Genomic DNA, 13,821 nt, shown 5'->3' on the forward strand with positions numbered 1-13,821 from the left:
GGCTAGCTCGCTTTTTTCGTGCCCGTCTTACTGGCTGGCTTCTTGCGTGGAGATTTGGCCTCGCCCTTATCGGCGGCGCTGCGGCGAAGTGCTTCTTTGAAATCAACCACATTGTCGCGCTTTTCCTCGACATGTTTCTTGATCGGACGCCCCTCGATCTTCGCCTTTACCAGTTCGGCCAGCGCATCATTGTAACGATCCGGATAGGCGGCTGGATCGAAGGTTCCAGCGCGTTTCTTGATGATGTGTCCGGCAAGCTCCAGCATCTCGTCATCGAACTTGAGGTCAGGCACGGATTTGAAGGTCGTGCTTTGCGAGCGGACCTCGTAATCGAAATTGAGCGTGGTCGCGATCAGCGATTTCTCATGCGGGCGGATGATGAGAATGCGGTTTCTGCGAAACAGCACGGCCTCGGCAATCGCCGCCACCTTCTGCCGCTGCATGGCCTGGGTGAGCAGGCTCAAAGCGTCCTCCCCGTCCTGATCGGTCGCGGCCAGAAAATAGGGCCGATCGAAATAGAGCTTGTCGATTTCATCATAAAGAATGAAGTTTTCGACCTGAATGATCTTGTCACTCTCCGGCATCAGCTTTGCGATCTCATCACCCTCGACGATGACATGGTCGCCATTGTCCAGCTCGAAGCCGCGGACCTGGTCTTCCTTGTCCACCTGATGGCCGGTGTCGCTATCGACATATTGCCGCTCGACACGATTACCGGTTTTGCGGTTGACGATGTTGAAGGAAATCTTTTTCGAGGAGGTGAGCGCCGAGTAGAGCCCGACCTCGCAGACCAGATCGCCGAATTTGATATGACCTTTCCAGCTTGCGCGCCTCGTCATGGACGTGCGCCTTCACGATCCGAACCAAGCCGCAGATGTTTCAGCGACCTGTCGATGGTCTGCATGTCCTCAGCGGTGACGACGGGGATGGGGTCGGAGGCCATGGCCTCCAGCACTTCAGGCGAAAGGCCGCCATTGCGCATGACCCATTCCATCGCCTCACGCGTTTCCCGCTCGGCACGCAATTGCGCGTAAAGTGCAAGGATGAGCCGATCCCTGACATCATAGGTTTTATGACCAGATTTCTTGGGTGTACGCGACACGGATCACTCCTCCAACCATTGACCTCCACAACACCCTAACGCCCGCAACCGTCCGGCGTTCCAATTTCGAAGGCGGTGACAGGATTTGATGGTGACGCAGGAAATTCCGGTGTGGATGAGAGCAAATTCAGGAGAAGCAAATCAACCAGAGCGGAGCGCGCAGCATCATCAATCAACCGATGGAAGTATTTCCAAGGCAAATCTTCGACTTACTTTGAGGCGCAAGTTTATCCTTGTTTTTCAACGTCATTTAACCAAAGCAAAATCCTCGTTTTTATCGTGGAACCAAACGCGCCGATGCGACTTGTTACGCTAGGGCGCGACACGTACGGGGCAAGTTTTGAATTTCATAGGCGGCGGCGAATGCGGGGATTTGTTCCGGGGCTTTGCTTGGAACGAGTGTCCAATCGGGACCCCAGACGAATGGCCCGTTGAACTTCAGACGCTCGTCAACGTCATGCTCGGTTCTTTGCAGCCCATGCTGATGGTGTGGGGTCCGCAGCAAATCACGCTCTACAATGATGGTTACGCTGCCATGTGCGGCAACCGCCATCCTGCTGCCTTCGGGCACCCCTTCAAAGATCTCTGGTACGACATTTGGGATGGTGTGGAGCCGATTATCTCCGCCGCCTATGCCGGGCAGGGCACCTCGATGGATGACATCCAGTTCATCATGCACCGCAAAGGCTATCCGGAAGAAACGCATTTTTCCTTTTCCTACACGCCAGTGAGAGACCGCGACGGTGTCGTGCTGGGCATGTTCTGCGCCTGCACCGAAATCACCAATGAAATTCTCATGCGCCGCGAGCAGCAGAGCCAGCAGGAAAAACTGCTCCAGATTTTCGAAATGTCACCCTCTGGCATCGCAACGCTCAGTGGCCCAAATCATGTCTTCGAATTTGCCAATGAGGAATATTATTCGATGATCGGCATGGGCCGCGAGATCATCGGCAGGTCCGTGGCCGAGGCCGTGTCGGAAGTCGTCGGGCAGGGGTTCATCGATCTGCTCGATGGGGTCTATAGAACGGGCGAGCCATTTGCATCGCGTGCCGTACCGGTCGAACTGAACCGTGGGCCGGATGGCGAGAGCCAGAAACGCATGATTGACCTCGTCTATCAGGCAATGCGAGCGCCGGATGGACGGATCACCGGCATTCTCGTGCAGGCGCAGGACGTGACGGAGCGCGTGGCTGAGCAGAAGCATCGGGAACTGATATCGCATGAACTCGGCCACCGGTTGAAGAACCAGCTGGCCATGGTGCAGGCCATCGCTTCGCAGACCCTTCGTTCGGCAGAGGATGTCTCGTCCGCCCGCAAGACGTTGTCCGCGCGTATCGGTGTTCTGAGTGCGGCGCATGATACGGTCATCCAAGGTGGTCTTGGCACATCGCAGGTGCACAAACTCGTCAACCAGATGCTGGAAGTCCATGATGACCCGATGGCGTCACGGTTTTCAGTCTCCGGCCCCAATCTGCGCGTCGGCTCGCGCCCGTCGCTGTCGCTGTCTTTGATCCTGCATGAACTCGCCACCAATGCCATCAAATACGGGGCGCTTTCCGCGCCTGAAGGCAACGTCAATATTCGCTGGCGTGTCTCCGGTGACAGCAATGACCGGTTTGAACTCGTCTGGACGGAAACCGGTGGCCCCGTGGTCATGTCGCCGGAACGGGTGGGTTCCGGGTCGCGTCTCATCAAGGCCGGACTTGCCGGTGCCGCCGATAGCAATGTCGATATCATCTATGACGCCTGCGGCTTGCGCTGCATCATTTCAGCAGAGCTGACCAGCTTTCAGCAGGAGCATTAAGCAGATGCTGCAACCCCGCCTTTTGATCGTTGAAGATGACGGCCTCATACGGCTCGACCTCGTGGATATGGTCTGCGACCTCGGCTATGTGGCCGATGAGGCGGCAACAGCCGACCAAGCCGTCAAGATGCTGGAAGCCGATGATTCCATTCACGCGATCCTGACTGACATCGATATGCCGGGCTCGATCAACGGCTTGGGCCTTGCCAATGTCGCGCATCGACGTTGGCCAGATATCAAGGTGGTCGTGATTTCAGGGCGCTACAATCCAGCGGAAGGTGTTCTTCCACCGGGCGCGATTTTTCTGACCAAGCCGGTGTCACCGCATGTCATCGAAAAAGCATTGTCCGACATAGGTCTCAGCATAGCCTGTTGATTGGCCAAGCCCTCCCAGACATGCAAAATGCCCGCACGCAGCGGGCATTTTTTGATGGATATTCAGTCTTGTTTTACTGCCAGGTCTGGCGGTCGTACCAGGTATCGACATCCTTGCGGACGTGGTCTTTCTCGACGCCGTAGCGCTCCTGGATTTTGCCTTCCAGCTGGTCGCGCTTGCCTGCAATCTGGTCCAGATCATCGTCGGTGAGCTTGCCCCACTGTTCCTTGATCTTGCCTTTAACCTGCTTCCAGTTGCCTTCTACACGGTTCCAATCCATGGCTTTTCTCCTTTTTGTTACATAGAAGTAACGGGCGGGCAGCTTCTGCGGTTCCGATAAAATAATCGTTGAAAATTCGTTAAAATCTGATTCGACATGTGATTCGATCAGGTGTAGAAATTAATCGTTCGTGAAAATGAGTGTCGATACTTGGCGTATTCTAGGGAGGATGAGCCTTGTCGTATGCGGCTTTTCAAAGGGTTGGCGCACAATTGTCACCCCAGCAGGTCACTGACCTTCAGACCATATTTGATGGCGTGTGTTTCGAGTGCCTTGAAGACCGGAGCAGTTCGGTCGCCAATGAATGCGCAGCCGTTCTGATCAGGAGCGCCCAGCGCGGCATCCTCGATCATGAGATGCTTCGCGATATTGGCAAGGCGGTTCTGCGCCGACATTGATCGTCTGAGAATGACGAATGGTGCAAGCGCCCGGTCCCCCGGGCGCTTTTATTGTGTCAGCTTTTTTCCTGAATATGGGCTTCCAGAAACCACAGCGATTTATCAAGATCGCGCGAGGCAGCGGTGAAGATATCGGCTGTGTTGGCATCGCCGGCATCATCCGCTTCATCGATAGACTTGCGAACCAGATTGGCGACATCGCCATAGCGTTCTATCAGTTCTGCCAAATGATCCTGAATCTTGAAGATATCCGTCGGGTAGGCTTTCAGCTTCGACGTGGATGTTACCGTCTGCACGGTGCCGAGGGCTGTTCCACCTAGTTGCACTGCGCGTTCTGCAATTGTATCGCTATGCTTGTCCAGCAGGGTGCGGAACTGGTCCAGCAGCTCGTGGATGGCAATGAATTGCGGCCCCTTGAGGTTCCAGTGCGCCTGCTTGGTAATCAGCGAAAGATTGATGACGGAAGCCAGAGACTCGTTCAATAGCCCTATGACTGTCGCTTTCGCATTGGACGGCAAATCGTTCCTGGTCTTATGGGTTCGCATTTTTCTCTCCTCAAACATCGATCAATGGTTCGTTTTTGAAACATGTGAGAAAGCAACGAGTTGAGCGCGCCAGTCGTTCCAATCATTCTGTACGGAAACGACCATTCTTCGCGGTTCAATCGTCGGGCACATCGCTGATGATTTCGCGATTCAGCAAAATCAGGGATCGGTCGGGCGCTATACGATAGGTCTCGAAGGCATGGCGTCCGTCATTCATGATGAAGTCATGGGTCAGCGTGCTGCCGATGGGCGACTTGGTCAGCTTGGTTCGCGGCTGGCCACCATAGGTGATGCTGCCCGGTATGGGTTCCACGGATGAGGAGGCGGTCGTGCAGGATGTGAGCGCCAGAATGAGAAACAGGGCGAGTGGGCGCATGGCTTATTCCTTGAAAGAGCTTGGGCTGCAAGCTTAACGGGTACCGGCTGCTTTCCGTTCCGACGACAAAAAAGCCCCGCATCCTTTCGAATGCGGGGCAGTTCCTTGGGAGGAACGCTTAGTCTTTAGTTGGCGCGACTTTCTTAGTCTTCATTTGCAGCAAGCTGCGTCAGCACCTGACCACGGCCGCGAAGGCGCATGATGAGCGGCACGATGAAGGCTGCTGCAGCGACGAGGAACAGGCCAACGGCAATCCACGACGTGAAGAGCACCGAGGGATCACCCTGACCGATGGCCAGCGCGCGGCGCAATTGCTGTTCGGCCAATGGCCCGAGGATGAGGCCGACGACGGCAGGCGCGATCGGATAACCGAAGATACGCATGATATAGCCGAGGATACCGAAGGCGAGCAGCATGCCGAGTTCGAAGACCGATGGGTTTGCGCCGATGGTGCCGAGCGTTGCAAACAAGAGAATGCCTGCATAGAGCCAGGGTTTCGGAATGGTCAGCAGCTTCACCCACAGGCCGATCAGCGGCAGGTTGAGGACCAGCAGCATGAGGTTGGCGATGAAGAGGCTGGCAATCAGGCCCCAGACGAGCTGCGGGTTTGTCGCAAACAGAAGCGGGCCGGGCTGAAGGCCGAACTGCTGGAAACCGGCCAGCATGATGGCAGCGGTCGCCGTCGTCGGCAGGCCGAGCGTCAGCAGCGGCACGAGCGTACCGGCAGCAGATGCGTTGTTGGCGGCTTCCGGACCGGCAACGCCTTCAATAGCGCCGTGGCCGAATTCTTCCGGGTGCTTGGACAGCTTCTTTTCCGTCGCATAAGACAGGAAGGTGCCGATTTCTGCGCCGCCCGCTGGCATCGCGCCAATCGGGAAGCCGATTAAGGTGCCGCGAAGCCATGGCTTCCACGAGCGTGCCCAGTCCTGCGCGCTCATCCAGACCGAACCCTTGACGGCCTCGACCTTTTCGTCGCCGCTCTGGCCTTGCGCCACGATGAACAGCGTTTCACCGATGGCGAACATGGCAACGGCAAGTGTGGTGACTTCCACGCCATCGAGCAGGTCGGGGATGCCGAAGCTCATACGCGTCTGGCCGGTTAACTGGTCGATGCCGACGATGGCGAGCGCAAAGCCGATGAACAGCGAGGTAAGGCCGCGAAGTGCGGAGTCACCGAAAGCGGAGGACACGGTGACGAAGGCCAGCACCATCAGCGCGAAATATTCGCGTGGGCCGAAAACCAGCGCCAGCTTGACGATGTAGGGTGCCACGAAGGCGAGCGCGATGGTCGCAATCAGACCCGCTACGAAGGAGCCGATGGCGGCCGTCGCGAGCGCCGGTCCACCGCGCCCCGCTCGGGCCATCTTGTTGCCTTCCAAGGCAGTCACGATGGACGCACTTTCGCCGGGCGTGTTGAGCAGGATCGAGGTTGTCGAGCCGCCATACATGCCGCCGTAATAGATACCGGCAAACATGATGAGCGAACCGGCAGGATCGAGCCGGTAGGTGACTGGCAGCAGCAGCGCCACTGTCAGCGCTGGACCGATGCCGGGCAGAACGCCAACGGCGGTGCCGAGTGTAACGCCGATCAGCGCGTAAAGCAGGTTCATGGGTTGCGCGGCAATCGCAATACCTTGAAGCAGAAATTCAAAAGTGCTCATGGACAGTTGTCCCCCTGTCGGGTGAGGCCGTTGCTGCCGTTTTGGTGCAGGCGCTCGGCTTCATGTCTTTGTTGTTTATCGGGCGGCTCGGCTGTCAGAAAAACAGCCGTTCCAAAGGTCCTGATGGCAGCGACAATTGCAGGAACTGCGCAAAGATGACCCAGATGACGAAGCTGAACACGATGCCGATGGGGATCGAATACCAGAGCTTGCGTTTGCCGAAGGCGCGGGCCGTGAAGGCAAAGAGCAGGCCGGTGGCAATCGAGAAACCGGCGATGTTCAGCAGCAGCATCTGCGCAGCGAGGCCTGCGATGACCCAGAAGACCGGTCCCAGTTCCTGCTTGTCGCGGGTCGGAAATTCATTGCGCCATGCTTCAAAGCCGGTCCAGATGGCCAGACCGATAAGACAGAAGGCAATGGCGTAAGGAACGGTTGCCGGTCCAACAGGAGAATAACCGGTGACGCTGGCAAGGCGGGCCGAATCCCAGAAGATCACGGCTGCAACGGCCACCAGAAAAACGGCGATGCCGAACGCCGCCCAATCAGGGCGGCGCTTTGTGGGTTGGGAAGGGGATGAACCCTGGCTCATTTTACCAGTCCGATGTCTTTGAGGATGGCTTCTGTCGAGGCGGTGTCCTTAGCAAGCTGTTCCTTGAAAGCGTCACCGGCAAGATAGGTATCCATCCAGCCCTTGGTCTTCAGCGTTTCCTGCCACTTGGCAGACTTCGCCAGCTTTTCGACATCGGCGCTGACGGCCTTTTCCTGCTCAGGCGTCAGGCCTGGAGGAGCCGCAACCATGCGCCAGTTCTGGATGACGACGTCGAGGCCGCTTTCCTTCAGCGTTGGGGCATCGATGCCTTCGATCTTCGCTTCGCTGGAGATGGCGAGAAGGCGAACAGTTCCAGACTTCACCTGGCTTTCGAATTCGCCATAGCTGGAGATACCAGCAGTCACCTGCGCGCCGAGGATGGAGGCCAGAGCCTCACCGCCGCCGGAGTAAGCGATGTAGTTGATCTTGGTTGGATCGACGCCCGCAGCCTTGGCAATCAGGCCAGCCGTGATGTGGTCGGTGCCGCCAGCCGAGCCGCCGCCCCAGGATACGCTGCCCGGGTCTTTCTTGAGCTGTTCGACCAGTTGGCCGATATTCTGGATCGGCGACGAGGCCGGAACGACGATGACTTCGTATTCGCCGGTCAGACGTGCAATCGGCGTGACTTCTTTCAGCGTAACCGGAGCCTTGTTGGTGAGGATCGCTCCCACCATGACGTAGCCGCCAACGATCAGCGCGTTGGGATTGCCCTTCTGCTGGCTTGCGAATTGCGCAAGGCCAATGGTGCCACCGGCGCCGGGAACGTTTTGAACCTGAACGCGCTTGGAAATGCCGTCTTCCTGCAGCACGCTCTGCAACGAACGAGCTGTTTGGTCCCAGCCACCGCCGGGGTTTGCAGGAGCAATGATGGTGTAATCAGCTGCTGCTGCTGGAAGTGCGATTGCGCCAGCAAGTAGCGAAGCGATAAAGAAATGCTTCAAAGTGAACCCTCCTTGTATGCCATTCGGCATGTTGTGATGACAGCGGAAGGGGCGCACATGGCCGAGATCGAGGGCTGCACACTGGCAACCGGGCAACGATTTGTCGGATAAGACTTCCTCCCGCTTCTTCAGTCCGCCTCCACGGATGAACGAAGAACTGCACAGCACCACAGAAAGCTGTCATTTAACTGACGCTTGGCAATTCCTCCGCGCATTTACTGTCTATTAATTTTTGAAATCCGTCTACTGGGCGCGCAAAGCTTCGTTCCAGCGCTCGATGATGCGGGCGCGCTTAACCTGATCGAGATAGACCATCAGGCCCGGACTGACCGGCACGGGCCGCAATTGCGCACCGTGGATGGCCTGCATCATGTTGGCGGTGTTTTCCCCCGCAACATCGGGGCTGACGGCGGGGATCTGCAATTGCCGCGCCATGATGGTCTGGCCTTCCTTCGACATGAAGAACTCCAGATAGCGGCGGCCAAGCTCCGCATTTCGTGCCGCCTGCGGTACGAGCCCGATGCGCGACATGACGACGGTATAGTCCTTGGGCAGGACGATTCCGACATCGGGATGGCGCGATGCCCAATCCGCCGCATAGGAACCGAGGATGTTATAGCCCAGCACGAAACGACCATCGGAGATGCGTTCCAGAATGGCGGAACTGGTGGAATAGACTTTCACCCCCGCCGTACCCATGCTCTTGATGACATTCCAGATATCGCCGAACTGCTCCTGATCCCGCGACATGAACAGAAAGCCGACGCCGGAGCGCTCTATGTCGTAAGTCGCGATGCGCCCATGCACCGCTTTGGCATGGCGCTCCAGATAATCCACGAATTCTGCGCGGCTGGCCGGTGGCTTTTCCGTCTGGAAGCTCGGCTTGTGATAGACGAAGACGGCGGGCTCGAAGGTCAGCGCGTAAGCCGTGTTGCGCCAGTTGGCCCAGGCGGGCCAGCGTGCGCTCATGGGCAGATCGGAGCGCTGGGCATAGCCATCATTGCTGAGTTTGACCTGAAGATCCATGGCGGAGGAAAAGGCGAAATCGGCGGTTTTCTGTCCTGCATCCGTCTCGCGCACGATGCGGTCGTAAATCTCGCCGGTCAGCATATCCTCGTAGGAAACCGCCACATCCGGGTTCGCCCTCTGAAAACCTTCGATCATGGGCGTGGCGAGCGGTTCGTCCAGCGAGGAATAGACCACAAGCGTTTCCGCATCCGCCTTGCCTGATAGGGCAGGGAAAAGCATCTGCTGCGCCTGCAAACAGGTGGCGGCAGTCAAGAAAAAACAGAGGGACAGAAGAATACGCATGGAAAAGATCATGCCGCAGGCCCTTGCCATTCACAAGACGGGAAGGCTTGGATAAATTTGATCCAAATGGAGGGCGTCTGCTTGCGAATTTTGCTGGTGGAAGACAATCAGGTTCTGTCGGAGGGCTTGTCGGCACTGCTACGGGGCAGTGGCTATGCCGTGGATGTGGTGTCCGATGGTGCCTCAGCCTATGCCGCGATTGCCGCCGAAAATTTCGACCTCGTCATTCTCGATCTCAACCTGCCTGAAATGGACGGTATCGAGGTACTGCGCTCCATGCGCGCCCGTCAGGACAAGGCTGCGGTGATGATCCTGACGGCACGCGGCACACCGGAAGAGCGGGTGAAGGGGCTCGATCTCGGCGCCGACGATTACATGATCAAGCCCTTCGACATCACCGAATTCGAAGCGCGGGTGAGGGTGCTTCTGCGGCGCAATGCGGGGCTGCGCTCGTCGCTGGTCAGCTTTGGCAAGGTGTCGTTCGACCTGACATCGCGTACCTTTTCTGTCGATAGCAACCCGCTGGATATTCCCGCACGCGAAGTGGCGCTGCTGGAAGTGCTGTTTATGCGGGCCGGGAAGGTGGTGGCCAAGGAAGCCATTGTGCAATCACTGACCGGTTTCGATGACGAGCTGTCCGGCAACGCCATCGAGCAATATGTCAGCCGTCTGCGCAAGCGTCTCGCGCCGCACGGGCTGACGGTGAAGACGGCGCGGGGCATCGGTTATTATCTGGAGAAGCTGCCGGAGATGGCGGAATGAAGCAAGCCGCCTATTCGCTGCGGCGGCGTCTGCTGGGCTGGCTCCTGATTTCCACAGCGATCATCGGCTGTATCGCGTTGGCTGATACCTATCGCGAAGCGATCAACACAGCCAACATCGTCTCCGACCGCGTTCTTTCCGGCTCCGCGCTTGCCATTGCCGAACGTGTCGTGGTGTCGGAAGACGGATCTCTGGAGGTGGACATTCCCTATGTCGCCTTGGAAATGCTGACATCGGCAGCGCAGGACCGGGTGTTTTACAGGGTCGATGGACCCAACGGCCAGTTTCTGACAGGCTATCAGACCCTGCCTTCCGTGGAAAAGGCCCGCAGCGACGCGCCGATTTTCGTGGACGCGGAGTTCCGTGGAGAACCTATCCGAGTTGCGGCTATTGAGCGGTTTGCATCAACCGGCGTCAATTCCGTGCCGTTTACCGTCACGGTGGCGGAGACTACGATTGCGCGCAGCCGTCTGGCGCAGGCCATCATTCTGCGTTCGGCGTTGCGCCTCCTGTTCATGATTGTCGGTGCGGCCATCATCGTGTGGATTGCGGTGACGATTTCGCTGCGGCCGCTCTACAGGCTCAGCGAGGCCATCGATGAGCGCAGCCCGAATGACTTGCACCCCATCCGGCAATCCGTGCCTGTCGAGGTCGAGAACCTCGTGGAAACCGTAAATTCCTTCATGGTGCGGCTGCAATCGGCACTGGATGCGCTGCGGCACTTTACCGGCAATGCCAGCCATCAGTTGAGAACACCGCTTGCGATCATCCGCACTCAACTTGCCTTGTCGGCGCGCGCGTCTACCTTGCAGGAAGCGCAGGCTGCTGCGCACAAAGGCGATGCGTCGGTTGCGCATGCGGAGCATATTCTGGCTCAGCTTCTGCGCATGGCCAATATCGACGCGGCGGGGTCGGGGGAAAAGCAAAGCCTTGTCGATGTCGATCTTGTCTCGCTGGCGCAATCCGTAACTGCCGATTATGTGCCTGTCGCGGCAGAGGCTGGCATCGATCTGGGTTTCGAACAGATAGAAGCGGCCAGCATTCCTGCAGAACCGCTATTACTGGGCGAGTTGCTTGGCAACCTCATCAGCAATGCCATTGCCTACGCCGGGCGTGGTGCTGAGGTGACGGTAAGGGTAGGACGCGCGGGAGGTTCGACCTTTATCGAAGTCGAGGACAATGGCCCCGGGATTTCCGCTGAGAAGAGAGACGTCGTGCGGCAGCGCTTCGCCAGAGGTGACGGTAACGCGGCACCGGGCGCGGGCCTTGGATTGGCAATCGTCGAAGAGATTGCCTCGCTTTTCAACGGGCAGTTGTCGCTGGAAGACGGCGCGGCCGGAAAAGGGCTGAAAGCCACCGTGCAGTTTTCGTGAAGCGGCGCAGACGCGCCGCTTCTGTCGCTTGCGAGTAGTGTTACTCGTTAATCTTGTCGATCAACTGCATCATGATGTCTGCACAGGCCTTCATTGGCTCGTCGTCAGCACATTTGATGTCGATCTTTGTTTCACCCTGCTCCAGGCGGAAATGCGCGCCCTTGGACGGTGGAGGCGGTGGTGGCATCATCATGCGGTCACGAGGACCACCATCTCTCGGGCCACCTTCGCGCGGACCCCAATGGCCGGGTGGCGGTGGTGGAGGAGCTTCTGCCCGTGGGCCAGCACCTGGTGGCGGAGGTGGTGGAGGCGGCGCATCAGTCTGTTGGCCCGCATCAGGCCCGCCTGCTGGTGGTGGCGGTGGAGGCTGCTGGGCAAACGTCGAACCTGCCGCGAGAAAGAGCGCGGCACCGGCAATAATCAACTTTTTCATGAGGGAGACCTCTGTGTTTGACAACGCAGAAGAAACGGCCCTGAAAGCAACTCGGTTGCTGACCGCTGAAAATAAAGTTCATTGCTGTAACTGGTTTTATTTGTCGGAAGTCTTCGACCCGACTGGTTACAAGCCCTCAATGTGTTCAGGTGGTGTTGTCGGGGTTCTCGCAACAAGCGACAATCGGTACCCAAGCGCATCTGCAACCTTGGCAATGGTCCCAAGTTCAGGATTGCCTTCGCCGCTCAGAGCTTTGTAAAGAGTCTGGCGGGAGAGGCCAGTTTGTCTGGAAAGATCGCTCATACCTTTCGCCCGCGCGACCACGCCCAAAGCATGCGCGAGTTCGCCTGCATCACCGGATTCCGTTGCGTCGGCAACATAGGCGGCAATTGCTTCTTCGCTATCGAGATAGCGGGCAGCATCATATTCGCGTGTAACAAGTGGCACGATCTATTCCTTCAGCGCTTTGGCCAGCTTCTTGGCCTTGGCAATATCACGTCGTTGAGAACTCTTGTCGCCACCGCACAGCAGCACGATAACGACTTTGCCGTCCTGGATGAAATAAACACGGTATCCCGGCCCGTAATCGATCCTGAGTTCGCTGACACTTTCGCCAACCGGTTTCACATCGCCCGGATTTCCATCCGCAAGCCGATACACGCGCCTTGCGATACGAGCTTTGGCCTGTACGTCGCGTAGTCCGGCCAGCCATTCAGAAAACTCTTCCGTCTCACGAATTGTGAACATCGAAAATGTAAACCATAGTTGTCAGTTCGTCAATGTCAGTGAAGCTGCCCTTACCCCATCCGCTCCGACGCGTAACTGCCCGGGCTCGGCGGGAAAACCACTGTGCGGTTGCCGTTGATGAAGGTGCGGTGATGGATGTGGGCGTGGATGGCGCGGGCCAGTACCTGGCTTTCGACATCGCGACCCAGTGACACGTAGTCTTCGGCAGATTGGGCGTGGGTAACGCGGACTGTGTCCTGTTCGATGATCGGGCCTTCGTCCAGATCGGCAGTGACATAGTGGGCCGTCGCGCCGATGAGTTTTACGCCGCGCTCGTAGGCCTGCTTGTAGGGGTTCGCGCCCTTGAAGCTTGGCAGGAACGAATGGTGGATGTTAATGATACGGCCAGACATTTTGCGGCACATCTCGTCCGAGAGGATTTGCATGTAACGGGCCAGTACAACAAGTTCAGCGCCGCTCGTATCAATTAAATCAAGCAACTGCGCCTCGGCCTGCGGTTTGTTGTCCTTCGTCACCTTGATGTGGTGGAAGGGAATGTCGTGGTTGACGACGACCTTCTGGTATTCGAAATGGTTGGAGACGACGCCGACGATATCGATGGGCAGCGCGCCGATCTTCCAGCGATAGAGCAGGTCGTTGAGGCAATGGCCGAAGCGCGAGACCATCAACATCGTTTTGGTGCGCTCGCCATCGCTGTAGATATTGGCCTCCATGCCGAATTCCGCGGAAATCGGCGCAAAACCTGCTTCGATATCTTTCATGCCGACGCCTTCTTCGGAAATGAAGGAAACGCGCATGAAAAACTTGCCGGTTTCGAGGTCATCGAACTGGGAACTATCGACGATGTTGCAACCCTTGCCCGCCAGATAACCCGATATGGCTGCGACAACGCCGCGTTTGGATTGGCAGGCTACGGTCAATACATAGGTCGTCATCGGTTTCCCTCATCAAGTGTCGCCACGGCCTATAGCGCAGGCTTGAGTTCAGCGCAAAGCCTCTCGTCGGCGTGCCATTTTCCGTTCGTTACCAATGCCTTGAATTCATAAGGCATGGTGCGCAGGCCGGGACATGCCGGAAGCGACATTCGATGTTCAAAAGGAGAGCGACGATCAGGAAGGGAAAG

The 13,821-nt window shown here is 57.5% G+C and carries 18 protein-coding genes; 4 read left to right on the top strand and 14 right to left on the bottom strand.

Going from position 1 to position 13,821, the window contains the following annotated elements:
- Positions 1 to 2: 2 nt before the first annotated feature.
- Both ku and AC27VJ_RS14330 read right to left on the bottom strand, forming a co-directional pair.
- Positions 3 to 839, bottom strand: a complete 837-nt coding sequence (ku, locus tag AC27VJ_RS14325; RefSeq protein WP_488684587.1) for a non-homologous end joining protein Ku — start codon at positions 837 to 839, stop codon at positions 3 to 5.
- The gene (locus AC27VJ_RS14330) at positions 836 to 1,102 is read right to left on the bottom strand and encodes a hypothetical protein (protein ID WP_488684588.1); all 267 of its coding nucleotides are present in this window, start codon (positions 1,100 to 1,102) and stop codon (positions 836 to 838) included. The genes ku and AC27VJ_RS14330 overlap by 4 nt, the downstream gene beginning before the upstream one ends.
- A gap of 340 nt (positions 1,103 to 1,442) precedes the next feature.
- On the opposite strand from AC27VJ_RS14330, the gene AC27VJ_RS14335 reads away from it, so the two are divergent.
- Together AC27VJ_RS14335 and AC27VJ_RS14340 are read left to right on the top strand one after the other, a co-directional pair.
- Complete coding sequence (locus AC27VJ_RS14335; RefSeq protein WP_488684589.1) at positions 1,443 to 2,906, top strand: sensor histidine kinase; 1,464 nt, start codon at positions 1,443 to 1,445, stop codon at positions 2,904 to 2,906.
- Positions 2,907 to 2,910: 4 nt separating this feature from the next.
- Positions 2,911 to 3,282 (top strand): response regulator, encoded by a 372-nt coding sequence (locus tag AC27VJ_RS14340; protein WP_488684590.1) that lies wholly within the window; start codon positions 2,911 to 2,913, stop codon positions 3,280 to 3,282.
- 73 nt (positions 3,283 to 3,355) lie between these two features.
- On the opposite strand, the gene AC27VJ_RS14345 is transcribed toward AC27VJ_RS14340, so the two are convergent.
- From AC27VJ_RS14345 to AC27VJ_RS14380, 8 genes are all read right to left on the bottom strand, one after another.
- Positions 3,356 to 3,562, bottom strand: a complete 207-nt coding sequence (locus tag AC27VJ_RS14345; RefSeq protein WP_113088890.1) for a CsbD family protein — start codon at positions 3,560 to 3,562, stop codon at positions 3,356 to 3,358.
- 215 nt (positions 3,563 to 3,777) lie between these two features.
- Positions 3,778 to 3,957 (bottom strand): hypothetical protein, encoded by a 180-nt coding sequence (locus AC27VJ_RS14350; protein WP_488684591.1) that lies wholly within the window; start codon positions 3,955 to 3,957, stop codon positions 3,778 to 3,780.
- 59 nt (positions 3,958 to 4,016) lie between these two features.
- Entirely contained in the window at positions 4,017 to 4,505 is a 489-nt protein-coding gene (gene dps, locus AC27VJ_RS14355; RefSeq protein ID WP_488684592.1) for a DNA starvation/stationary phase protection protein Dps, read from the bottom strand.
- Between the two features lie 115 nt (positions 4,506 to 4,620).
- Complete coding sequence (locus AC27VJ_RS14360) at positions 4,621 to 4,881, bottom strand: hypothetical protein (protein ID WP_488684594.1); 261 nt, start codon at positions 4,879 to 4,881, stop codon at positions 4,621 to 4,623.
- A 143-nt stretch (positions 4,882 to 5,024) separates the two neighbouring features.
- Positions 5,025 to 6,542, bottom strand: a complete 1,518-nt coding sequence (locus AC27VJ_RS14365; protein WP_488684595.1) for a tripartite tricarboxylate transporter permease — start codon at positions 6,540 to 6,542, stop codon at positions 5,025 to 5,027.
- A gap of 94 nt (positions 6,543 to 6,636) precedes the next feature.
- Complete coding sequence (locus tag AC27VJ_RS14370; protein ID WP_488684596.1) at positions 6,637 to 7,131, bottom strand: tripartite tricarboxylate transporter TctB family protein; 495 nt, start codon at positions 7,129 to 7,131, stop codon at positions 6,637 to 6,639.
- On the bottom strand, positions 7,128 to 8,072 hold the full coding sequence (locus AC27VJ_RS14375) for a Bug family tripartite tricarboxylate transporter substrate binding protein (protein ID WP_488684597.1): 945 nt from the start codon (positions 8,070 to 8,072) through the stop codon (positions 7,128 to 7,130). Before AC27VJ_RS14375 ends, AC27VJ_RS14370 begins: the two co-directional genes overlap by 4 nt.
- A gap of 243 nt (positions 8,073 to 8,315) precedes the next feature.
- On the bottom strand, positions 8,316 to 9,383 hold the full coding sequence (locus AC27VJ_RS14380) for an ABC transporter substrate-binding protein (RefSeq protein WP_488684690.1): 1,068 nt from the start codon (positions 9,381 to 9,383) through the stop codon (positions 8,316 to 8,318).
- A gap of 81 nt (positions 9,384 to 9,464) precedes the next feature.
- On the opposite strand from AC27VJ_RS14380, the gene AC27VJ_RS14385 reads away from it, so the two are divergent.
- Both AC27VJ_RS14385 and AC27VJ_RS14390 read left to right on the top strand, forming a co-directional pair.
- Entirely contained in the window at positions 9,465 to 10,145 is a 681-nt protein-coding gene (locus tag AC27VJ_RS14385) for a response regulator (RefSeq protein WP_488684598.1), read from the top strand.
- On the top strand, positions 10,142 to 11,518 hold the full coding sequence (locus tag AC27VJ_RS14390; protein ID WP_488684599.1) for a sensor histidine kinase: 1,377 nt from the start codon (positions 10,142 to 10,144) through the stop codon (positions 11,516 to 11,518). The genes AC27VJ_RS14385 and AC27VJ_RS14390 overlap by 4 nt, the downstream gene beginning before the upstream one ends.
- A gap of 40 nt (positions 11,519 to 11,558) precedes the next feature.
- Here AC27VJ_RS14390 and AC27VJ_RS14395 read toward each other — a convergent pair whose 3' ends face one another.
- From AC27VJ_RS14395 to purU, 4 genes are all read right to left on the bottom strand, one after another.
- Positions 11,559 to 11,951, bottom strand: a complete 393-nt coding sequence (locus tag AC27VJ_RS14395) for a hypothetical protein (RefSeq protein ID WP_488684600.1) — start codon at positions 11,949 to 11,951, stop codon at positions 11,559 to 11,561.
- A gap of 126 nt (positions 11,952 to 12,077) precedes the next feature.
- Complete coding sequence (locus tag AC27VJ_RS14400; protein ID WP_113088880.1) at positions 12,078 to 12,398, bottom strand: addiction module antidote protein; 321 nt, start codon at positions 12,396 to 12,398, stop codon at positions 12,078 to 12,080.
- Between the two features lie 3 nt (positions 12,399 to 12,401).
- The gene (locus AC27VJ_RS14405; RefSeq protein WP_113088879.1) at positions 12,402 to 12,698 is read right to left on the bottom strand and encodes a type II toxin-antitoxin system RelE/ParE family toxin; all 297 of its coding nucleotides are present in this window, start codon (positions 12,696 to 12,698) and stop codon (positions 12,402 to 12,404) included.
- A 50-nt stretch (positions 12,699 to 12,748) separates the two neighbouring features.
- Entirely contained in the window at positions 12,749 to 13,633 is an 885-nt protein-coding gene (gene purU, locus AC27VJ_RS14410) for a formyltetrahydrofolate deformylase (protein ID WP_113088878.1), read from the bottom strand.
- Between the last annotated feature and the right edge of the window lie 188 nt (positions 13,634 to 13,821).

The sequence above is a fragment of the Agrobacterium sp. 20P9.1.2 genome (assembly GCF_057799395.1).